General features: G+C 59.7%; 17 protein-coding genes and 1 pseudogene. 7 read left to right on the top strand and 11 right to left on the bottom strand.

Annotated elements, in window-relative coordinates:
* Positions 1-144: 144 nt before the first annotated feature.
* Positions 145-1596 carry a pyruvate kinase gene (gene pyk, locus AC07OV_RS13380; protein WP_494997115.1) on the bottom strand — a complete coding sequence of 484 codons (1452 nt, stop codon included), beginning with the start codon at positions 1594-1596 and terminating at the stop codon, positions 145-147.
* A gap of 173 nt (positions 1597-1769) precedes the next feature.
* On the opposite strand from pyk, the gene AC07OV_RS13375 reads away from it, so the two are divergent.
* Both AC07OV_RS13375 and AC07OV_RS13370 read left to right on the top strand, forming a co-directional pair.
* A complete protein-coding gene (locus AC07OV_RS13375) occupies positions 1770-2144 on the top strand; it encodes a tetratricopeptide repeat protein (protein ID WP_176994337.1) in 375 nt (124 codons plus the stop codon).
* Positions 2145-2364: 220 nt separating this feature from the next.
* Complete coding sequence (locus tag AC07OV_RS13370; RefSeq protein WP_494997116.1) at positions 2365-2724, top strand: PilZ domain-containing protein; 360 nt, start codon at positions 2365-2367, stop codon at positions 2722-2724.
* A gap of 57 nt (positions 2725-2781) precedes the next feature.
* Here the strand turns inward: AC07OV_RS13370 and AC07OV_RS13365 are convergent, their stop codons facing one another.
* The 6 genes from AC07OV_RS13365 to AC07OV_RS13340 are packed head-to-tail and all read right to left on the bottom strand — an operon-like array spanning position 2782 to position 9455.
* On the bottom strand, positions 2782-4113 hold the full coding sequence (locus AC07OV_RS13365) for a DUF58 domain-containing protein (RefSeq protein ID WP_494997117.1): 1332 nt from the start codon (positions 4111-4113) through the stop codon (positions 2782-2784).
* Between the two features lie 7 nt (positions 4114-4120).
* Positions 4121-5116 (bottom strand): AAA family ATPase, encoded by a 996-nt coding sequence (locus AC07OV_RS13360; protein ID WP_494997118.1) that lies wholly within the window; start codon positions 5114-5116, stop codon positions 4121-4123.
* The gene (locus tag AC07OV_RS13355) at positions 5113-6273 is read right to left on the bottom strand and encodes a DUF4350 domain-containing protein (RefSeq protein ID WP_494997119.1); all 1161 of its coding nucleotides are present in this window, start codon (positions 6271-6273) and stop codon (positions 5113-5115) included. Before AC07OV_RS13355 ends, AC07OV_RS13360 begins: the two co-directional genes overlap by 4 nt.
* Positions 6270-7799, bottom strand: a complete 1530-nt coding sequence (locus tag AC07OV_RS13350; protein WP_495092376.1) for a DUF4129 domain-containing protein — start codon at positions 7797-7799, stop codon at positions 6270-6272. The genes AC07OV_RS13355 and AC07OV_RS13350 overlap by 4 nt, the downstream gene beginning before the upstream one ends.
* Positions 7786-8766, bottom strand: coding sequence for a stage II sporulation protein M (locus AC07OV_RS13345; protein ID WP_494997121.1), 981 nt, complete (start codon positions 8764-8766; stop codon positions 7786-7788). The genes AC07OV_RS13350 and AC07OV_RS13345 overlap by 14 nt, the downstream gene beginning before the upstream one ends.
* Positions 8763-9455, bottom strand: coding sequence for an RDD family protein (locus tag AC07OV_RS13340; RefSeq protein WP_494997122.1), 693 nt, complete (start codon positions 9453-9455; stop codon positions 8763-8765). Before AC07OV_RS13340 ends, AC07OV_RS13345 begins: the two co-directional genes overlap by 4 nt.
* Positions 9456-9621: 166 nt before the next feature.
* Here AC07OV_RS13340 and sbcB point away from each other — a divergent pair, with 166 nt between their 5' ends.
* Positions 9622-11049, top strand: a complete 1428-nt coding sequence (gene sbcB / locus AC07OV_RS13335) for an exodeoxyribonuclease I (RefSeq protein WP_494997123.1) — start codon at positions 9622-9624, stop codon at positions 11047-11049.
* Between the two features lie 90 nt (positions 11050-11139).
* Here the strand turns inward: sbcB and mvaT are convergent, their stop codons facing one another.
* Positions 11140-11514, bottom strand: coding sequence for a histone-like nucleoid-structuring protein MvaT (gene mvaT / locus AC07OV_RS13330; RefSeq protein WP_016970296.1), 375 nt, complete (start codon positions 11512-11514; stop codon positions 11140-11142).
* A 350-nt stretch (positions 11515-11864) separates the two neighbouring features.
* Here mvaT and purU point away from each other — a divergent pair, with 350 nt between their 5' ends.
* Together purU and AC07OV_RS13320 are read left to right on the top strand one after the other, a co-directional pair.
* On the top strand, positions 11865-12713 hold the full coding sequence (purU, locus tag AC07OV_RS13325) for a formyltetrahydrofolate deformylase (protein WP_176994328.1): 849 nt from the start codon (positions 11865-11867) through the stop codon (positions 12711-12713).
* Positions 12714-12799: 86 nt separating this feature from the next.
* Positions 12800-12970, top strand: a complete 171-nt coding sequence (locus AC07OV_RS13320; protein WP_494997125.1) for a hypothetical protein — start codon at positions 12800-12802, stop codon at positions 12968-12970.
* Between the two features lie 11 nt (positions 12971-12981).
* On the opposite strand, the gene AC07OV_RS13315 is transcribed toward AC07OV_RS13320, so the two are convergent.
* The gene (locus AC07OV_RS13315) at positions 12982-13746 is read right to left on the bottom strand and encodes a methyl-accepting chemotaxis protein (protein WP_371319318.1); all 765 of its coding nucleotides are present in this window, start codon (positions 13744-13746) and stop codon (positions 12982-12984) included.
* Positions 13747-13839: 93 nt separating this feature from the next.
* A pseudogene (locus tag AC07OV_RS13310) lies at positions 13840-14871 on the bottom strand (HAMP domain-containing protein); the annotation flags it as partial.
* Between the two features lie 204 nt (positions 14872-15075).
* Here AC07OV_RS13310 and AC07OV_RS13305 point away from each other — a divergent pair.
* Positions 15076-16554, top strand: a complete 1479-nt coding sequence (locus AC07OV_RS13305; protein WP_176994325.1) for a helicase HerA-like domain-containing protein — start codon at positions 15076-15078, stop codon at positions 16552-16554.
* A gap of 4 nt (positions 16555-16558) precedes the next feature.
* Here the strand turns inward: AC07OV_RS13305 and AC07OV_RS13300 are convergent, their stop codons facing one another.
* On the bottom strand, positions 16559-17014 hold the full coding sequence (locus tag AC07OV_RS13300; RefSeq protein ID WP_176994324.1) for a DUF721 domain-containing protein: 456 nt from the start codon (positions 17012-17014) through the stop codon (positions 16559-16561).
* Positions 17015-17319: 305 nt separating this feature from the next.
* Here AC07OV_RS13300 and secA point away from each other — a divergent pair, with 305 nt between their 5' ends.
* Positions 17320-20055 carry a preprotein translocase subunit SecA gene (gene secA, locus AC07OV_RS13295; protein WP_176994323.1) on the top strand — a complete coding sequence of 912 codons (2736 nt, stop codon included), beginning with the start codon at positions 17320-17322 and terminating at the stop codon, positions 20053-20055.
* Positions 20056-20174: the final 119 nt, after the last annotated feature.

Raw genomic sequence — 20174 nt, 5'->3', positions numbered from 1 at the left:
CATCGCGGGCAAGCCCGCTCCCACAGGGGATCGCGGTCAAACTGTGGGAGCGGGCTTGCCCGCGATGAGGCACTCTGCAGCCACACAAAAAACCAGGCATAAAAAAGCCCCGAACCAGTCGGGGCTTTCTCATTCAACGCTCACTCAAACCTGCGGGTCGCCCACGTGCAGGATCTTCATGCCGTTGGTGCCACCGGTGGTGTGGTAGCTGTCGCCCTTGGTCAGGATGACCCAGTCGCCTTTCTCCACAACGCCGCGCTTGACCAGCTCGTCGATTGCCTTCTGGCTGACTTCGTTCGGTGCCAGCGAAGCCGGATCGAACGGAACGGTGTACACGCCACGGAACATCGCCGTGCGAGCCTGGGCTTCACGGTGTGGGGTGAACGCGTAGATCGGTACCGAAGAACGGATACGCGACATGATCAGCGGCGTGTAGCCACTTTCGGTCAGGGCGATGATCGCCTTCACGCCCGGGAAGTGGTTGGCGGTGTACATGGCCGCCAGTGCAATGCTCTGGTCGCAGCTTTCGAACTCTTTGCCAATGCGGTGGCTGGACGTCTTGCTGGTCGGGTGCTTTTCAGCGCCAAGGCAGATACGCGCCATGGCTTGCACCGCTTCCAGTGGGTACGGGCCGGCAGCACTTTCAGCCGAGAGCATCACGGCGTCGGTGTAGTCGAGCACGGCGTTAGCCACGTCGGACACTTCGGCACGGGTCGGCATCGGGTTCTGGATCATCGACTCCATCATCTGGGTCGCCACGATCACCGCCTTGTTGTGGCGGCGAGCGTGCAGGATGATTTTCTTCTGGATACCGATCAGCTCGGCATCGCCGATTTCCACGCCCAGGTCACCACGGGCAACCATCACGGCGTCGGACGCCTTGATCAGGCCGTCGAGGGTTTCGTCATCGGCCACGGCTTCGGCGCGTTCGATCTTCGCCACCAGCCAGGCGGTGCCGCCGGCTTCGTCGCGCAGTTTACGGGCGTATTCCATGTCGGCGGCGTCGCGCGGGAAGGACACGGCGAGGTAGTCCACTTCCATTTCGGCGGCGAGAATGATGTCAGCCTTGTCTTTTTCAGTCAGGGCCGGTGCGGTCAGGCCGCCACCACGACGGTTGATGCCTTTGTGGTCGGACAGCGGGCCGCCGATGATCACGGTGCAATGCAGTTCGGTCGGTGTGGCGGTGTCGACGCGCATGACCACGCGGCCGTCGTCCAGCAGCAGTTCGTCGCCGACGCCGCAGTCCTTGACCAGGTCCGGGTAGTCGATACCCACGACTTGCTGGTTGCCTTCGGTCAGCGGGTGGCTGGTGGAGAAGGTGAACGTGTCACCGATCTTCAGCTCGATCCGCTTGTTGGCGAATTTGGCGATACGGATTTTCGGGCCTTGCAGGTCACCCAGCAGCGCCACGAAGCGGCCGTGCTTGGCAGCCAGGTCACGCACCAGCTTGGCGCGAGCCTTGTGCTCGTCCGGGGTGCCGTGGGAGAAGTTCAGACGGGCAACGTCCAAACCAGCCAGAATCAGCTGTTCGAGGACTTCCGGCGAGTTGCTGGCCGGGCCAAGGGTGGCGACGATTTTGGTACGACGGACGGACATGCACAGACTCCTGAGTTCAAGCGCTGAGGAAGGCTACTATGCTCTTTCGTTGTAGTCATTGTTCGTTTGCACTACTTATCGACGATTGACTTGTTTTTGCTGCGAGTGAATACGAACACCCTTGAAGATTTTCGACGAGGGGTCGATACACTGCACAAGACAGGAGAACCCCCATGCGAATTTTGCTCGTTGCTGCCCTGGCCGTCAGTGTTGTCGGCTGTACCCGCTGGTCGATGGACCACCATTTGAACAATGCTTACCGTGCCTATGGGGTGGGTGATTGCGAGCGCGTCACCCTGGAGTTGTCGCAGGTCGACCGTGAGAGCCGCACCCGTCGTTATGTGCAGCCGGAAGTGTCGATGTTGCGCGGGCAATGCCTGGAGCGGCAAAAGTTGTTTGTCGACGCGGTTCAGACCTATCAGTTCATCATCACCCAGTACCCGTCGAGTGAATATGCGTACCGTGCTCGCGCCCGGCTCGACACTTTGCAACAGTTGGGGCACTACCCCGGTGCCAGTGTTGCGCAGCCGCGTCCGGCATCATTGTAATTACATTCGTCATTTAAGAGCTGGCCCGTCGCCAGTCTTGGTCTATCCTTCGATTGTTCGTTTGTACAAGTTTTTGTTCGAACGCATGCAGGGCCTGGATTCGGCAGCAGTCTAGTGACACGCAGGAAGCGTGGTGTCACACCGAGACCCGGGGAGAGTGGGCCATTGGCCCGTTCCGAATCACTGGCACGGCCTGACTCATGGCCACTGGATGACGACCATGTTTACCGAACGACGGATTGAGCGACACCAACTCCCTTATTTCCTGCAGGTGTTTAATCGCCGCACGGATAAGCCTATCGGTTATTTGGGCAATGTTTCTGAAGATGGCCTGATGTTGATCAGCCAATTGCCCATGATGGTCGACGTGGACTTCGAGCTGCGCTTTAAGATCCCGGGGCCTGAGGGCGATTTTCATGCGATTGACATCACGGCGACATGCCTGTGGAGCCATGAAGATGTAAACCCTCAGCACTACGACTCGGGATTCAGTGTGACTCAGGCGTCCGAGGAGTACGTGCAACTGATCAATGCCCTGTTGAATTATTTCAGTTTCGATCCTTTGCAGGCATCCGCCTAGCCACTGCGCACGGTCGACTCGGTTCTGGGGGAGCCCTGGCCGGGGTCGACGCGTGCTTTAGAACACCCCGGCTTTTTTCCAGCCCAGATAACGTGTCACCAGGGCGGGCCCCAATGCTGAAGGCAAGGCGTCCAGCAGCGATAAACCCTGTGCGCTCAGCCTGTCGTGCAATTCATCTCGGGTATTGAGGTAGTCGACCGTGCCGCTGTAAGCCAGTGCTTCAGGCAAGGTTTGCACGGGCACCTGGCGCAGGTGGTCGAGGACTTCTTCTCGCAGGCTGGCCACCAGCACCCGGTGCTGTCGACCAATACGCTTGGCCGCGGTCATCAGTGCCTCATCGTCCTCGTCCCGCAGGTTGGTCACCATGATCACCAATGCCCGGCGCTTTTGCCGAGCCAGCAGTTGGCTGGCGGCAGCCTCGTAGTCGGCCGTGTGTCGGGTGGTGTCCAGGTCGTATACCGCGTTGAGCAACAGGTTCAGCTGACTGCTGCCCTTGACCGGTGCCAGGTATCGCGGCTGTTCACTGGCAAAGGTGCACAACCCCACCGCATCACCCTGGCGTAACGCCACATAGCTGAGCAGCAGGCAGGCGTTGAGCGCATGGTCGAAGTGGGAGAGTTCATCGTCCTGGCTGCGCATACGCCGACCGCAATCGAGCATGAATACAATTTGTTGGTCGCGTTCATCCTGGTATTCGCGGGCGATGGGGGTGCGTTGCCGGGCAGTGGCTTTCCAATCGATCTGGCGCAGGCTGTCGCCTTCACGAAACTCACGCAGTTGATGGAATTCCAACCCCAACCCCCTGCGCTGATGTTGTCGCACGCCCAGCTGGCTTAGCCAGTTATCCACACCCAACAGCTGCGCGCCATATAAACGAGCGAAGTCCGGGTACACGCGGGTTGCGTCGCTTACTTCAACAAACCGCCGCGCCGACCACAACCCAAAAGGGCTGGGCAGATGAACCTCACAACGGCTGAAACTGAAGTGGCCACGGCGCATGGGGCGCAGGCGATAGCCAAGTTCGCTGCGCTCACCTGGGTTCAGCGCGATGGATTGGGGCAGGTTTTCTACGCTCAGGCCATCGGGGGCGTGGTCGAATACGGTGACTGTCAGGGGCTGTGAGTAGTGGTGTGTCAAGCTCAGGCGCACCTCACTCCATCGCCCGAGTGCCAGGCTGCCGGGCATCAGGCGTTCTACCTGTACGGACGGCCGACGACACAACCGTACGGCATCCAGTACGGCCATCAACAAGAGTGCGAGCAATAGACCCCAGGCTATGGAGTGCAGAGTGCCGGGCACCTTGAGCTGCAATGCCTCAGCTGTGCCGATCAGGATGCTCAGGCCTAGCAGCACCCCCAACCAGCTCAACAACAGTCGCGTCGGTTTCATGGAAGGATCACTGCCGTGGCGCCGGGATCTGATCCAGCAACTGCTGGAGCACTTGGTCGACCTCCAACCCGTCGATGTCCAGCTCTGGCGCAATGCGTACCCGATGGCGCAATACTGCCAATGCACAACCCTTGATGTCGTCCGGGGTGACGAATTCGCCGCCGCGCAACAAGGCCCGGGCCCGGGCACCGCGCACCAGTGCAATGGAGGCTCGTGGGCCTGCACCGATAGTCAAGCCCGGCCAGCTGCGGGTGGCGCGGGCCAGTCGTACGGCATAGTCGAGCACCTGCTCATCCAAGGCCAATTCACTGGCGATTTGCTGCAATTGCACGACGTCCTGGGCCTGAAGCACGGTGCGTAATGGCTGCACGTCGAGCATGTCGGCTCGGGACGAGCGGGTGACTTCGCGCACCATATCCAGCTCTTGCTGGGCATCCGGGTAATCCATGCGCACCTTGAGCATGAACCGGTCCAGCTCGGCTTCGGGCAAGGGGTAGGTGCCTTCCTGTTCGATAGGGTTCTGGGTTGCCAGTACCATGAACGGCTGGCCGAGAGGCAGTGCTTCACCCTCAAGAGTGACCTGGCGCTCCTGCATCGCTTCGAGCAGTGCGGCCTGGGTCTTGGCGGGCGCGCGATTGATTTCGTCGGCCAACAACAGATGGGTGAACAGCGGGCCTTTGCGCAACTTGAACTGTTCGCTGTGCAGGTCGTACACGGCATGGCCGGTCACATCGCTGGGCATCAGGTCGGGCGTGAACTGGATGCGCGCGAAATCACCGCCAAAACACCGCGCCAGCGCCCGCACCAGCAACGTCTTGCCGAGGCCAGGTACGCCTTCGAGCAGCACGTGGCCACCGGCAATCAATGCCGTCAGCACATCGTCAATCACCTGGTCTTGGCCGATCACCGCCTTGCGCAGTTCAACGCGCAGATCCTGTGCCTGTCTGCTGGCGTGTTGAAGGCTTTCGGTGGTCAGGGCACTCGCCGTTGGAAAATCACTCATAGGGCATTCCTGAGGGTTTGCAGGCATGCCACCTGACGACTGAAATCGGCGCTGTTAAGCCGTTTTGCCGCAAGTGGTCCGAGGGCCTGGCTGATGACGTGCAAGGGTTGGTGCGTCAGGCGTTCGAGCACCTGCCACTGTTCTGCTGTTTCGAGATGTTCAAAGCCTGGGTGACGACGGCGGGCGGCGCGTTGAATGTCTTGTTGCAATGCACGTAGCAAGGCACCTTGGCCGCCGCGCCGGAGCAGAAAATCGGCACTGGCCTGAAGGTGTTCCTGCAATTGGCGGCGAGCCTTGGGCGCCGGTGCCTGGATAGGACCCTGGCGCATGCCGGCATGCCAGAGTGCCAGGGCTATCAGCGCGACAAGTGCCACCACCGCCTGGGGAAAGTAACGCATCAGCAGGGTGAGCAGGCTGTCCACATCGGTACGGAACAGCAAGGTCACATCCGTGCCCTGGTTCAAGTACCAGAGCAGCCAGGCATTGTCATATTGGCCGATAGCAGCGTTCTTCCATACATCGCTGTCGGTCACCACGGTCACGCTGCCTTGCCCAAAGTCCAGTTGCATCAGGTGGCTGGACTTGGCGCTGTTGGCAGAAAATTGCGCCAGGTGCTTGGGGTCGGTGAGGTTGAAGTCGGTGTCGAAGTTGAAATAGGCCGGAGCGGTTTCATTGTCGACATACAGCTTGGTCAGGTCTGGCGCTTTCTTTTTGTTGCGCGGTGAAGCCGGTTCGTCGAATGCCTCGCTCAATGCCTGATGGATATTCAAGCGATCGAGCAGCAGGTCGCCGCTGGTGCCGGTCTCTTCATCCCACAAGGCTTCGGCAACCACCAACAGATGGCCGCCGGACTTTGCCCAGTCGAGCAGTTGGTTCACCTGGCCTGGCGTCATCGTGCTGCGTTCACCCAGTAACAGCAGGCTATTACCTTTGGGCGGCAGGTCGGCGAGCCCTTCAAGGCTATTGGCATGTGCCACGGCCAGGCCCTGCTGGCGCAGAAAGTGTTCGGCCGCCAGGTAAGGGTTCGCCTGGGCTTCCGGCGATGGCCCCCGGTCGACGACTTCTTCATAGGGGATTGCCTTGTGCCAGGCGTAAAACGCACCGGCCCCCAGCAGGCATGCCAGCAACAGTCCCGTCCACAGCAGTAGCCGATTCATCGTGCGGCCCCCGAGCTGAACAGCATACGCCAATCACTGCACAGCTTTTGCTGGGCTGCGGCGGGTGGCAGGCGGTGGCCATAGGCGAGGTTCTGCCAGTGGCGAGTCAGTTCATCACTGAAGGCCAGCAACTGCGGTTGTTGCAGGTGGTGAACGTGCTCCAGGACCTGGCCTTCGGTGTCGGCTTCTTTAAGCGGCAGGTGGAAGTCGTGCAGCAGTCGACTGAGCAATCCGCGATACAGCAGCCCAAGGGCCTCCCTGGGACGCGTCGCCCAGAGTGCTTCGGCGGTGCTGGCGATGTCCTCGGGCAACGTTTCGATGCCCAGATCAAGGCCAAACAATTGAGCAGGAGCCGGCTTGGGCGTTTTGTGCGGGAGAGTGGGGCGTCGGCTGACGAAGGCGCGAAGCCAGTCCCGATAGCGCCAGACCAACAGCGCCAGGCCACCGATCAGCACGCTCCACAGGATGACTTCCAGGCCTTGGGCCGCGTGCTTGAAGTTAGTGCTGTTGAAGCTGTCCAGCAGTGCCTGCAGCCAGGCGGGTAACTTGCCTTCGCTGTGCGTGCGGTTTTTGACGGCGGTTTTTTCCTCGCCGAAGCGGTACCGGGTGACGGTTTCCGGGTTTTTGAAAGGAGGCTTTTCCAACTGTGCCTTGATCGACTGGCTAGCGGCTTGGGTGCTTAGCGGCTTGCTGCTATTGGGCTCCCCAGCCAAGGCCGGAGAGCTGGTTTGGGTGAGCATCAACCCGACCACCAGCAACATCAACGTCGCAACGTTGGCCAGGCGCTGGCGCAGGCGGCGAAACACCAGTTCCAGGTCCCAGGCTTCCAACAGGGTACGGCGGTTGAGATAAAGGCTGAAGCCGCAGGCAACGTAGATGGGCTCCCAGAACACCAGCACCAGGGCGTAGAACGCGTTGCCCAGGTGTTCCAGCCATAAGCCTTCGGAGGCGGTCGCCAGTGCCAGCCGTTGCCAGTCCCAGTCCATTTCGACCTGCTGGGGAATGAAGAAGTAGAACAGGGCCATGCAGCCGAACCACAGGCCGATTTCCAGATGCATTCCGAGGAGGGTAAGCCATCGTGCAGCCCCGGCGTTGTGCTGTAGCAACACGCCAAGGCGTCGCTGGCGTGCCTGGCCGTCCAACCCTTCGAGTTGGCTGACCGGCAGCAGGAAGCTGCGACTGAGGCTGAACCGGCGCCAGGTCAGGCTGACCAGCAACTGGCCTTTGAGCAGCCTTGGCCAGTGGCGCACCGCGTGTTTGAGGCTTGGGGTGTCACCAAACAGTGCGGTGGACAAGATGTACAGGGGAAGCCGGTCGAAGGCGGGCTTGAGCCACCAGAACAGGATCATGGCGAGCGTGGGGAAGTCCCAGAGCAAAACGGTGAGTAGCGCAAAGACTGGCAAGGTCACCAGCGCCCAACTACTCATCAACAGCCCACGATGCTGGCGAGCCATGAGTACGCCGAGGTCCATGGCTTCCCAGGTAGTACGTGGGCGGATCACGACGCTGGCATCACTCAGGCGCATGAGAGGTCCGCCCGGCAAAGGTCAAATAAGCGGCTACCAGCAACCAGAGTGTGGCGCCCACGAGGTATTTGACCCAGGGCGCGATCGTCGTCGTGGAAGACCAGTACGCTTCGATAAACGCTGCGATCAACAGGAAGATCATGACGCCGCAGAGCATCTGCACGCTTTTGCGTGCGGCCAGGCGCAGGGATTCGCCCCGGGTGAGTGGCCCTGGCGAAATCAACGCCCAGCCCAGTTGCAAGCCTGCCGCACCAGCCAGGGCGATGGCCGTCAATTCGAAGGCACCGTGGCCAATGACGAACGACCAGAACGTCTGGCCGTAACCGATTTCGGTCAGGTGCCCGGAGATTGCTCCGATGATCAAACCGTTGAATATCAGGAAGAACACGCTGCCCAGGCCAAACAGCAGGCCGGCGGCGAAGGTCTGGAAAGCGATGCCGATGTTGTGCATCACGTAGTAGCCGAACATCATCCAGTCTTCGCTGGATGCACGGTCGGCGGCGCGGCCGAGACGGCTGGCATCGGGGTTGTACATGGCTTGCATCTCGGCGACCTGCTGGGGGCTGACGATGCTGTAGATCAGGTCGGGGAACAGATAGACCAGCAAGGCGATCCCCACCAGGCTGGTAAAGAACAGCAGGCTTGCGATCAGCACGAAGCGCCATTGCTCACGTACCAGGCGTGGAAAGCCCGCCAGGATGAAGCCGAGGACATTCGCCGTCAGTTGGCTGCGATGACGATACAACTGCTGATGGCCACGCAGGGCGAGTTGCTGAAGGGGATCGACCAGGTAGCTGCTATAGCCGCGTTCCTGGGCCAGGGCGAGGTGCTGGCACAACCTTCGATAGTGGTGGGGGAAGTCCGCCATGTCACTCGCCTTGGCTTTGCCTTGCTCCAACTGTTTCAACTGCTCGGCAAAGGCCTGCCATTGGCGTTGGTGACGGCTTTCGAAGAGGCTCTGCTTCATGCTGGCCCCAACAGTCCGCGGGCCACGCCATTGAGTTGTTCGACGGCGCGGGCCGGAGACACCTGCAGGGGGGTGGCGAGGATGGAGGCCAGTTCATGCACCCGTTCGGCAGACAGTTCACCCTGGCGTTCGGCAAAACCAAGGATCGCTCGCTGTTCACTCAACTCCAGTGGGAATGGCAGGCGCAACGGCTGGGCTTGAGGCACCTGTGGGCGAGCCAGTGGCTGTTCGCGGTAGATCACCAGCGTGCCTGCGGCCAGGTCGCCAAGGCGCTTGAAATGAGGGTGTTGCAGGCAACTGATGGCACCGAGGAAGTAGCCGAAGGGCAGCATGTCGACAAAACGCAGCAGGTTGCGGATCAGTGACGCGGACCAGCCGACGGGCGTGCCGTCATCCTGCACGACCCTCAAGCCCATGACTTGCTTGCCGGGAGAACTGCCCTGGTTCAGTACTTCGAACAGCACCATGTACCACCAGCTGACCAGAAACAGCAGCAATGAGCCCAGGCCGATACCAATATTGCCCAACAAGGCCAAAGGCACGAGCAGGATACCCATGATCAGCCCGCGTACACCCAGGTCAAAGGCAAAGGCTAGTGCGCGGGGCAGCAAGCCTGCCGGGCGCAAAGGCAGATCGATACCCTCCGGGGTCTCGATCTGGTAGCGGGTATCCAACGGGGCTGATGGCATTGCGATCCTTGGCAGTGCGAAGCGGCTGAGAGACACGGATGCTAGCAGTGTCGACGATGGAAGCAACCATTCAAGTTTTTACTGGGTATTTGTACAGCCATCTATCGCTGGCCTCTGACGCCTTGCTGCGCCTAGACTCTGTCGATCTTTAGTACAGGAACAGCCCGTGACCACCATTTTCTGGTACGACTACGAAACCACCGGCATCAACCCGCGCAGCGATCGCCCGCTGCAGGTGGCTGGGATTCGTACCGACCTCGAACTCAACGAGGTCGGTCCGCCGGTCAATCTTTACTGCCAGCCCAGCGACGACATCCTGCCTCACCCGGCAGCGTGCGCGATTACCGGTATCACGCCCGGCATCCTGGCTGAGAAGGGGCTGGCTGAAGCCGACTTCATGACTCGCGTACATGCAGAGCTGGCCGCCCCGGGAACCTGTGGTGCTGGCTATAACACCCTGCGGTTCGACGATGAAATGACGCGGTACAGCCTGTATCGCAACTTTTTCGACCCCTACGCCCGCGAGTGGCAGGGCGGCAACAGCCGTTGGGATCTGATCGACGTGGTTCGTACCGCCTACGCGTTGCGGCCTGAAGGGATTGTCTGGCCCGAGCAAGATGGGCGCGTCACCCTCAAGCTGGAGCGGCTGACCGAAGCCAACGGCATCGACCATGGTCAGGCCCACGATGCGTTGTCCGATGTGCGTGCCACCATCGCTTTGGCGCGTCTGGTGCGTGAGAAACAGCCCAAGCTGTATGAATGGCTGTTTCAGTTGCGCAGCAAGCAACGGGTGATGGACCAGGTACGCCTGCTGCAACCGATGGTGCACATATCGGGGCGCTTTTCTGCCGAGCGCCATTACCTGGGGGTCGTGCTGCCGCTGGCCTGGCACCCGCGCAATCGCAATGCGCTGATCGTGTGTGACCTGGGCCTGGACCCGCAAGGTTTGCTGGACCTCGATGCGGATACGTTGCGCCGGCGTCTTTACACTCGTCGTGATGAATTGGCCGACGGTGAGTTACCGGTGCCGCTCAAGTTGTTGCATATCAACCGTTGTCCGGTCGTCGCCCCGTTGAATGTGCTGCGTGGGCCAGACCTCCAGCGACTTCAGTTGGATAAGGAAGCTTGTCTGGCGAGGGCACTGCGACTTACTGACGCACAGGAAGTGTGGCGGGACAAGTTGGCGACCATTTATGCCGAGGAAGATTTCGAACCGAGTTCGGACCCGGAGCAGCAGCTCTACGATGGTTTTATCGGTGATCGCGATCGTCGTTTATGTGAACAAGTACGGGCTGCCGAGCCGCTGGAGTTGGCGCGCCAGCAGTGGCCGTTCGATGATCATCGCTTGCCGGAATTATTGTTTCGCTACCGTGCGCGTAACTTTCCTGAAACCTTGAACAGCGAGGAACAACAACGCTGGCAACTATTTTGTCAGCAGCGTTTGTCGAGCGAGGAATGGGGAGCGCCCAATACCCTGGAGGCATTTAAACAGGCCGCGCAGGAGTTGGCTGTTAGTGCTACGCCGCATCAGCGCCAGGTGCTCGACCAATGGCAGGATTATGCCGACTCTTTAGCCGCTCGCCTGAATTTGTAATCGGGTAATAACAAATACCCCAGGCAATAAAAAACGCCAGCAGGCTGGCGTTTTTAATGTGTGGCGTATCAGGCGCAAGCCCGATGAGGCTTAGCCCAGCAGGGTTGCCCAGCCTTCAACCACATCACCGCCCCACTTGGCTTTCCACTCTTTCAGGGTCTTGTGATTGCCACCTTTGGTTTCAATCACTTCGCCGTTGTGCGGGTTCTTGTATTGCTTGACCTTGCGAGCGCGCTTGGTGCCGGTAGTTTTTACAGCGCCGCGTGGTGCTTTAACTTTCGACTCTGGATCCAGCAGCGCGATGATGTCACGCAGGGATTTGGAGTATTCACCCATCAGGGCGCGCAGTTTGCCTTCGAATTCCAGCTCGGTTTGCAGCTTGTCGTCTTGGGACAGGTTCTTCAAACGGGCTTGCAGCTCTTTGATAGCTTCTTCGGTGGCACGGTATTCGTTGATCAGAGACATGTGGACTACCTTATGTAGAGCGCGGGTTGAACAAGAGGAGTGGGGCAATAATAGTCAGGCAATTTCGTCAAGTAAACATTTAACAAGGCATTTATGTGAATTACTTTGAATGTTTGTGGCGAAGCTATGCAATCGAGTTAATTAGTAGGTCGTAGCGCTAAAGATAATCGCCGTTGTTTTTTGATATTTCGCAAGGCTTGCCATTTTACGGCTACGTAGTGATCGTAAACCTTACGCTATTAAGGGGCGTGGCCGGCGCGAAGGATCAGAATAAGCCACAAGGAATACTGCAGATTTTCTGCGCAATCGCTAGAATGGCGGCCTTTGTGAAGTTCTGGAGTTTCCCCCTAATGCGCACTTTTCGGCTGGTGATTGCTTGCCCGGACCGGGTTGGCATCGTTGCCAAGGTCAGTAACTTTCTGGCTTCCCACAACGGTTGGATCACCGAGGCGAGCCATCACTCGGACAATCTCAGCGGTTGGTTCTTCATGCGTCACGAGATTCGTGCCGACACACTGCCGTTTGGTCTTGAGGCTTTTCGCGAGGCGTTTGCGCCGATCGCCGAAGAGTTTTCGATGACCTGGCAGATCACCGACACCGAGCAGAAGAAGCGCGTGGTATTGATGGCCAGTCGCGAGTCCCACTGCCTGGCCGACCTGCTGCACCGCTGGCACAGCGACGAGCTGGACTGTGAAATCGCCTGTGTGATCTCCAACCATGACGACCTGCGCAGCATGGTCGAATGGCACGGCATCCCGTACTACCACGTCCCGGTCAACCCGCAGGACAAGGAACCGGCGTTCGCCGAGGTTTCCCGCCTGGTCAAGCAGCATGAAGCGGATGTGGTGGTGCTGGCGCGCTACATGCAGATCCTGCCACCGGAACTGTGCCGTGAGTACGCGGGCAAGGTGATCAACATTCACCACAGCTTCCTGCCGTCGTTCATTGGTGCCAAGCCTTATCACCAGGCCTCCCTGCGTGGCGTGAAGCTGATTGGCGCGACGTGCCATTACGTCACCGAAGAGCTGGACGCCGGCCCGATCATCGAGCAGGACGTGGTGCGTGTCAGCCACAGTGACAGCATCGAAGACATGGTGCGTTTCGGCCGTGACGTCGAGAAGATGGTCTTGGCCCGTGGCCTGCGTTACCACTTGGAAGATCGCGTGTTGGTACACGGCAACAAGACCGTCGTGTTCTGATCCAAGGGTTTTGATTGAAGAATGAAGGGCCTGGGCGTTAAATCGTCCCAGGCCCTTTTTCTTTGTTTGGCGTAGAGGTTCGGACCATGAGCGATCCCCTGGACAAAGCCACTTCCAAGGCACCCGCCACCCTGGGAGAGGGCTGCTTGAGCCGGTTTGACCCGGAAGAACTGAGCAGCGACGACGGCACCGAGTTTCCGGGGGCCGCCGAGCTGTGGGAGCAAGAGAAGGGCAAGACCGAACCGGAGGTTAACTAACCCCCACGGGGTTAGATCCGGAAGCTACCCACCAACTGTTTCAAGCGCGCCGCCTGTTGCTCCAGGTCTGCGCAGGCGCGCAGGGTGGATTGCAGGTTTTCGACGCCTTCCTGATTGAGGGTGTTGATCTCGGTAATGTCCATGTTGATCGACTCGACCACCGAGGTCTGCTCCTCGGTGGCGGTGGCCACCGATTGGTTCATGCCATCGATCTCGCCAATGCGTTGGGTCACGCTGTTCAGGCGTTCACCGGCCAGGTTGGCGATCTCCACGCTGTCATGGCTGTGACGCTGGCTTTCACCCATGGTGCTGACCGAATCACGGGCACCGACCTGCAACTCCTCGATCATCTTTTGCACCTGTTGCGCCGATTCCTGGGTGCGATGGGCCAGGTTGCGCACCTCGTCGGCCACCACGGCGAACCCGCGACCCGCTTCCCCGGCACGGGCCGCTTCGATCGCGGCGTTGAGCGCCAGCAAGTTGGTTTGCTGGGAAATGCTGGTGATCACCTCGAGAATCTGCCCGATATTCACCGTCTTGCTGTTGAGCGCCTCGATATTGCTGCTGGAGGCACTGATCATCTCGGACAGCTGATTCATCGCCTTGATGTTGCGCTCCACCACCTGTTGGCCATCTTCGGCCAGGTGCCGTGCATCGCTGGCCTGGTGCGAGGCTTGCGCCGCATTGCGCGCGATTTCCTGGGCGGCGGCACCCAGTTGGTTGATGGCGGCCGCCACGCTGTTGGTGCGGTTGGCCTGTTCATCGGAATTGACCATCGACGAGTTGGAGGCGCTCACCACGCGCAACGCCACTTCATTGACCTGCTCGGTGGCCGAGGACACTTCGCGGATCGACGTATGAATACGTTCTACGAAGCGGTTGAAGGCGTTACCCAAGGTGCCGAATTCGTCGTGGTTCTGGATGGTCAGGCGGCGTGTCAGGTCGCCTTCACCGTCGGCGATGTCTTGCATGGCGCGGGTCATCACGTGCAGTGGTTGCAGCAGGATGCGGATCAGCATGCCGAGCAGGGCGATGATGATCACCACGGCAATGGCCGTGGCAATCACCGCTGAGGTGCGGAATTCGCTGAGCATGGCGAAGGATTTGTCTTTATCCACCGAAATGCCGAGATACCAGTTCACCGAGGGTAGACCCTTGATCGGTGTAAAGGTCACGATGTTGTCCTTGCCGTTGGCCTCGACCTCGCTGAAGCCGGTGCTGATCGTTGGCGTGTTTTTTGGGTACACATCGGCCAGCGTCTTCATCACCAGGTTCTTGTCCGGGTGCACCAGCACCTTGCCATCGGCGCTGACCAGGAACGCATAACCTATACCGCCGAAGTTCAGCGCGCCAATGTTATCCACCAGGGTTTGCAGGCTCAGGTCGCCGCCCACGACACCAATGCTCTGGGCGCCCTGGGTGCTGGGGGTAGCGATGGAAATAATTAGTTTGCCGGTCGCGGCATCGATGTAGGGCTCGGTGAGCGTCGAGCCGTTGCTGGCCTGGGCGCCTTTGTACCAGGGGCGAACACGCGGGTCGAAGCCGTCCGGCATCTTGGTGTCGGGGCGGATGGTGAACGCGCCCTTGCTGTCACCCACGTAGGTCGCCATGAACGAGGAGGTCAGGGCTTTCTGCTCCAGCAGCCTGGCAACGGCGGAGGGCTCGGGGTTGATGGCGATGTTTTGTGCGGCGTTTTCAACCAGGGCAATGCGCCCTGTAAGCCAGGTTTGGATGTTGCTGGCGGTGACATCACCCATTTCATGCAAGTAATTGTTGAGGTCGTCGCGGATGGCGTTGCGTTGCAGGTAGTCGTTGTAGAGGGTAAACAGCGCAAAAGCGGCGATGACGATAAGGGAGGCTGCAAGCAGGATTTTGTGGCTGAAGCGCAGATTTTTATTCATGGCTTGTAGGGTCCGCTAAGGTCTTATTATCCGAAGCGCGTCCTTATGGGATGCGCAAAATGGCAGCGTCAAAAAAGGTGTGATATTTCTTGCGATAGCTCCGTTGGTCCCTGTAGGAACTATCCGACCTATTTTTAGACTTTGTGGGTCTCACACCTCTCTATATCGACCTGGCGGCACTAAAGATTAACCAGAGGTGACGAAATGCCTGATACCACTCAACTCCTTATCGGCGCGGGCCTGGACGGCCAACCCGTCGCCCAGGCCATGCGCCTGGCCAACCGTCATGGGCTGATTGCCGGTGCGACCGGCACGGGCAAGACCGTCACCTTGCAGCGCCTCGCGGAAGCCTTCAGTGACGCGGGCGTGGCGGTATTTGCGGCGGACATCAAGGGCGACCTGTGTGGCCTCGGGGCCGCAGCCAATCCGCAAGGCAAGGTGGCCGAGCGCATCGCCGGCATGCCTTTCCTGGGGTACACGGCCAAGGCCTACCCCGTGACGTTGTGGGATATCCACGGGCAATCCGGTCATCCATTGCGCACCACCATCAGTGAAATGGGCCCATTGCTGCTCGGCGCGCTGCTGGAACTTACCGACAGCCAACAGTCAGCGCTCTATGCGACCTTTAAAGTGGCCGATCGCGAAGGCTTGCTGCTGTTGGACCTCAAAGACCTGAAAGCACTGCTCAACCACCTGCGTTACCACCCGGAACTGCTGGGCGACGACGCGGCGCTGATGACCACCGGCTCCAGCCAGGCCCTGTTACGGCGTCTTGCCGTGTTGGAGCAACAGGGCGCGGAAGCCTTGTTTGGCGAGCCAGCCTTGCAGCTGGAAGACATTCTGCAACCCGCCAGTGATGGGCGAGGGCGTATCCACCTGCTCGACGCCAGCCGTCTGGTGCATGAGGCGCCCAAGGTGTACGCGACCTTCCTGCTGTGGCTGTTGGCGGAGCTGTTCGAGCAGTTGCCTGAACGCGGCGATGCCGATAAACCGTTGTTGGCGCTGTTCTTCGATGAGGCCCACTTGCTGTTTGCCGATACGCCCAAGGCGTTGCAGGAGCGGTTGGAGCAAGTGGTGCGGTTGATTCGCTCCAAAGGCGTTGGCGTTTACTTTGTCACACAGTCTCCGGGGGATTTGCCTGACACGGTCCTGGCGCAATTGGGCCTGCGCATCCAGCACGGCCTGCGGGCGTTCACCACCAAGGAACAGAAGTCCCTGCGGGCAGTGGCAGACGGTTTTCGGCCCAACCCGACCTTCGATACCCTGGCGGTGCTGACCGAGCTGGGCACGGGTGAGGCCTTGGTGGGCGCGCTGCAGGAAAAAGGCACGCCGGAAGTCGTCCAGCGCGTACTGGTGGCGCCGCCGCAGTCGCGTATCGGGCCGCTCAGCGAGGCCGAACGCGCCGCGCTGATCGCCAGTTCGCCGTTGCTGGGGCGCTACGACAAGCCGATTGACCGGGAATCGGCCTATGAAGTGCTGATGGCGCGCAAGGAGCTTGGGCCGACCGAAGAGGCCAAGCCGGCTGCCGAAGAGCCGAGCTTTACGGACAAGGCGGGTGCCTTTCTGGGCACCACGGCAGGCAAGGCGCTGAAATCCGCGATGCAGCAGGCGGCCAATCAGATGGGGCGTCAGTTGGTGCGCGGTTTGCTGGGATCGTTGCTTGGCGGCAGCAAGCGCAAGTAACGGTTCAAGCCTTGGGCTTGGCGTGGGCGGCGAGCCGTTCCAGGGCGGCGCGCAGGCCGGGATCACTAATGCCGTCGGCCGTCGCCTGGATGGTTTCGGCGGCGTTCACCGACAGGTCCATCGTATGTCCGACTGCGCCTTGCTGCACGGTGGGCGGCTGCACTTTGAACTGGATGCGCATCAGGTTGGCGAATTCATCGAACGCCATCAATTGACGCTGCAGGCGCTTTTGCTGGTAACGCAAACGCGTGGCCCAATGACCGTCGGTGACAATTAACAGCAAATTGCCTTCGCGCCAGGACGCCACGTGACAATGTTCACGTGCGGCCGGTTGCAATTGGCTTTCGAGCAGGCGTTGCAAATGGCCCAAGCGTTGCGCGTGGCCAAAGATGGCTTTCAACGGCTTGGCTTCGCGGAGCAACACGCTGGGAATGCGAGCTGTATGAGGGCGAAATGCCATGTTTAGACACCTTAAGTAACAGAGCTGCCATCTTAACAGAAAGCGCCCGCAGGCCCCCTGGCAATGCAATGACAGGCCAAAGACCGCAAAATCAATAGGTAACTTCTGCACGCCATGGGTTGAAGTTCCAGCAAAAGCCCTTATTTTAAACAAGCCCTCTCACAGCACCATGCCAGCATCGGGGAACAACGCCACTTTCCTCACCCACGAATCCGGGTAGAATGCGCGTTCGCATGCGGCCGTGAGGGCTGCTCGGGCCACTCACGGTGCGCCCTCCATCCCTATGTGTGGAAGAACCTGCCGATATGTTTGCGCCTTTGTTAAAGAAACTTTTTGGAAGCAAGAATGAGCGCGAAGTTAAACGCATGCTCAAGACGGTGCAGCTGGTCAATGGCTTCGAAGAGCAGATGGTTGCCCTTTCGGACGACCAATTGCGCGCCAAGACCCAAGAGTTCAAGGCCCGCATAGCCAAAGGTGAAACCCTCGACAAGCTGCTTCCCGAAGCCTTTGCGGTCGCCCGTGAAGCCGGCAAGCGTGTCATGGGCATGCGCCACTTCGACGTTCAGTTGATCGGCGGCATGACCTTGCATGAAGGCATGATTGCCGAAATGCGTACCGGTGAAGGCAAGACCCTGGTAGCAACCCTGGGCGTTTACCTCAACGCATTGTCCGGCAAGGGCGTGCACGTTGTGACAGTGAACGACTACCTGGCTCGCCGGGACGCCAACTGGATGCGCCCGCTGTATGAATTCCTCGGCCTGACCGTCGGCGTGGTAACGCCGTTCCAGCCGCCGGAAGAAAAACGCGCGGCCTACGCTGCCGACATCACCTACGGCACCAACAACGAATTCGGTTTCGACTACCTGCGCGACAACATGGCGTTCAGCATGGAAGAAAAATTCCAGCGCGAACTCAACTTTGCCGTGATCGACGAAGTCGACTCCATCCTCATCGACGAAGCCCGTACCCCGCTGATCATCTCCGGCCAGGCCGAAGACAGCTCGCGCCTGTACACCGAAATCAACAAGTTGATTCCGCGCCTGACCCAGCACGTTGAAGAAGTCGAAGGCGTGGTGACCAAAGAAGGTCACTTCACCATCGACGAGAAGACCCGCCAGGTCGAACTCAACGAAGCCGGTCACCAGTTCGTCGAAGACATGCTGACCCAGATCGGCCTGTTGGCTGAAGGCGAGAGCCTGTACTCGGCGCACAACCTGGGCCTGTTGACCCACGTTTACGCTGGCCTGCGCGCCCACAAGCTGTTCCACCGCAACGTCGAATACATCGTGCAGGACGGCCAGGTGGTCCTGGTCGACGAACACACCGGGCGTACCATGCCGGGTCGTCGTCTGTCCGAAGGCCTGCACCAGGCCATCGAAGCCAAGGAAGTGCTCAACATCCAGGCCGAAAGCCAGACGTTGGCGTCCACCACCTTCCAGAACTACTTCCGTCTGTACAACAAACTGTCCGGCATGACCGGTACGGCCGACACCGAAGCGTTCGAATTCCACCAGATCTACAACCTGGCCGTGATGGTCATCCCGCCGAACAAGCCGTTGGCGCGTAAAGACTTCAACGACCTGGTATTCCTGACAGCCGAAGAGAAATACGCGGCAATCATCAATGACATCAAGGACGGCATGGCCCAGGGGCGCCCGATCCTGGTCGGTACTGCCACCATCGAGACTTCCGAGCACGTGTCCAACCTGCTCAACAAGGAAGGCATCGAGCACAAGGTCCTTAACGCCAAGTTCCACGAAAAAGAAGCCGAGATCATCGCCCAGGCCGGTCGCCCAGGCGCACTGACCATCGCCACCAACATGGCCGGTCGTGGTACCGACATCCTGTTGGGCGGCAACTGGGAAGTGGAAGTCGCGGCCCTGGAAAACCCAAGCCCCGAGCAGATCGCCCAGATCAAGGCTGACTGGCAGAAACGCCACCAGGCCGTGCTGGAATCCGGCGGCCTGCAGGTGATCGCTTCCGAGCGTCACGAATCGCGCCGTATCGACAACCAGCTGCGTGGTCGTGCCGGTCGTCAGGGTGACGCCGGTTCCAGCCGCTTCTACCTGTCGCTGGAAGACAGCCTGATGCGTATCTTCGCCTCGGACCGCGTGAAGAACTTCATGAAGGCCCTGGGCATGCAGTCCGGTGAAGCGATCGAGCACCGCATGGTGACCAACGCCATCGAGAAAGCGCAGCGCAAGGTTGAAGGCCGCAACTTCGACATTCGTAAGCAACTGCTCGAGTTCGATGACGTCAACAACGAACAGCGTAAAGTGATCTATCACATGCGTAATACGTTGCTGGCCGCCGACAACATTGGCGAGACCATCGCTGACTTCCGTCAGGACGTGCTCAACGCCACCGTCAGTGCACACATTCCGCCACAGTCCCTGCCAGAGCAGTGGGATGTTGCCGGTCTGGAAGCGGCACTCAAGAGCGACTTCGGTGTGGACTTGCCGGTTCAGCAATGGCTGGACGAAGACGACCACCTGTACGAAGAGACGCTGCGCGAGAAGCTGATGACCGAGCTGCTGGCCGCGTACAACGAAAAAGAAGAGCAGGCGAGTGCCGAAGCACTGCGCACCTTCGAGAAACAAATCGTGCTGCGTGTGCTGGACGACCTGTGGAAAGACCACCTGTCGACCATGGATCACCTGCGTCACGGTATCCACCTGCGCGGCTACGCCCAGAAGAACCCGAAGCAGGAGTACAAGCGCGAGTCGTTCACGCTGTTCTCCGAATTGCTGGATTCGATCAAGCGCGATTCGATTCGCGTGCTGTCCCACGTTCAGGTGCGTCGCGAAGACCCGATCGAGGAAGAGGCACGCCTGCGTCAGGAAGCCGAGGCTCTGGCTGCGCGCATGCAGTTCCAGCACGACGAAGCCCCGGGTCTTGAGCAACCTGAAGTGCTGGGCGAAGAGGTCGATGTGGCCCTGGCTCAGACGCCGGTTCGCAACGACCAGAAGCTGGGCCGCAACGAACTGTGCTGGTGCGGTTCGGGCAAGAAGTTCAAACACTGCCACGGCGAAATCAACTAAGATTTTTGCCTGACGCTGCAACACCCCGCGCCGCGACCGGCCTTTGCCGTCGCGGCGTTTTGCCATTAATTTCACCGTCGCTCACGACGGCACAGATATCACCTCATTTTTAAGGAGCG

This window comes from Pseudomonas sp. GW821-FHT09A09 (genome assembly GCF_059418405.1).
The sequence above is the reverse complement of the archived record's forward strand: the minus strand, read 5'-3'. Positions and strand labels throughout refer to the sequence as shown.

What these genes read in the sequence shown, in the direction of transcription:
- AC07OV_RS13365 (WP_494997117.1), bottom strand. Translation starts at nt 4,113, where the DNA reads ATGAAACCGACGCGACTGTTGTTGAGCTGGTTGGGGGTGCTGCTAGGC.
- secA (WP_176994323.1), top strand. Translation starts at nt 17,320, where the DNA reads ATGTTTGCGCCTTTGTTAAAGAAACTTTTTGGAAGCAAGAATGAGCGC.
- AC07OV_RS13340 (WP_494997122.1), bottom strand. Translation starts at nt 9,455, where the DNA reads ATGCCATCAGCCCCGTTGGATACCCGCTACCAGATCGAGACCCCGGAG.
- AC07OV_RS13315 (WP_371319318.1), bottom strand. Translation starts at nt 13,746, where the DNA reads ATGGTCAATTCCGATGAACAGGCCAACCGCACCAACAGCGTGGCGGCC.
- AC07OV_RS13370 (WP_494997116.1), top strand. Translation starts at nt 2,365, where the DNA reads ATGTTTACCGAACGACGGATTGAGCGACACCAACTCCCTTATTTCCTG.
- AC07OV_RS13375 (WP_176994337.1), top strand. Translation starts at nt 1,770, where the DNA reads ATGCGAATTTTGCTCGTTGCTGCCCTGGCCGTCAGTGTTGTCGGCTGT.
- purU (WP_176994328.1), top strand. Translation starts at nt 11,865, where the DNA reads ATGCGCACTTTTCGGCTGGTGATTGCTTGCCCGGACCGGGTTGGCATC.
- AC07OV_RS13305 (WP_176994325.1), top strand. Translation starts at nt 15,076, where the DNA reads ATGCCTGATACCACTCAACTCCTTATCGGCGCGGGCCTGGACGGCCAA.
- AC07OV_RS13350 (WP_495092376.1), bottom strand. Translation starts at nt 7,799, where the DNA reads ATGCGCCTGAGTGATGCCAGCGTCGTGATCCGCCCACGTACTACCTGG.
- AC07OV_RS13360 (WP_494997118.1), bottom strand. Translation starts at nt 5,116, where the DNA reads ATGAGTGATTTTCCAACGGCGAGTGCCCTGACCACCGAAAGCCTTCAA.
- AC07OV_RS13345 (WP_494997121.1), bottom strand. Translation starts at nt 8,766, where the DNA reads ATGAAGCAGAGCCTCTTCGAAAGCCGTCACCAACGCCAATGGCAGGCC.
- pyk (WP_494997115.1), bottom strand. Translation starts at nt 1,596, where the DNA reads ATGTCCGTCCGTCGTACCAAAATCGTCGCCACCCTTGGCCCGGCCAGC.
- AC07OV_RS13300 (WP_176994324.1), bottom strand. Translation starts at nt 17,014, where the DNA reads ATGGCATTTCGCCCTCATACAGCTCGCATTCCCAGCGTGTTGCTCCGC.
- AC07OV_RS13355 (WP_494997119.1), bottom strand. Translation starts at nt 6,273, where the DNA reads ATGAATCGGCTACTGCTGTGGACGGGACTGTTGCTGGCATGCCTGCTG.
- AC07OV_RS13320 (WP_494997125.1), top strand. Translation starts at nt 12,800, where the DNA reads ATGAGCGATCCCCTGGACAAAGCCACTTCCAAGGCACCCGCCACCCTG.
- mvaT (WP_016970296.1), bottom strand. Translation starts at nt 11,514, where the DNA reads ATGTCTCTGATCAACGAATACCGTGCCACCGAAGAAGCTATCAAAGAG.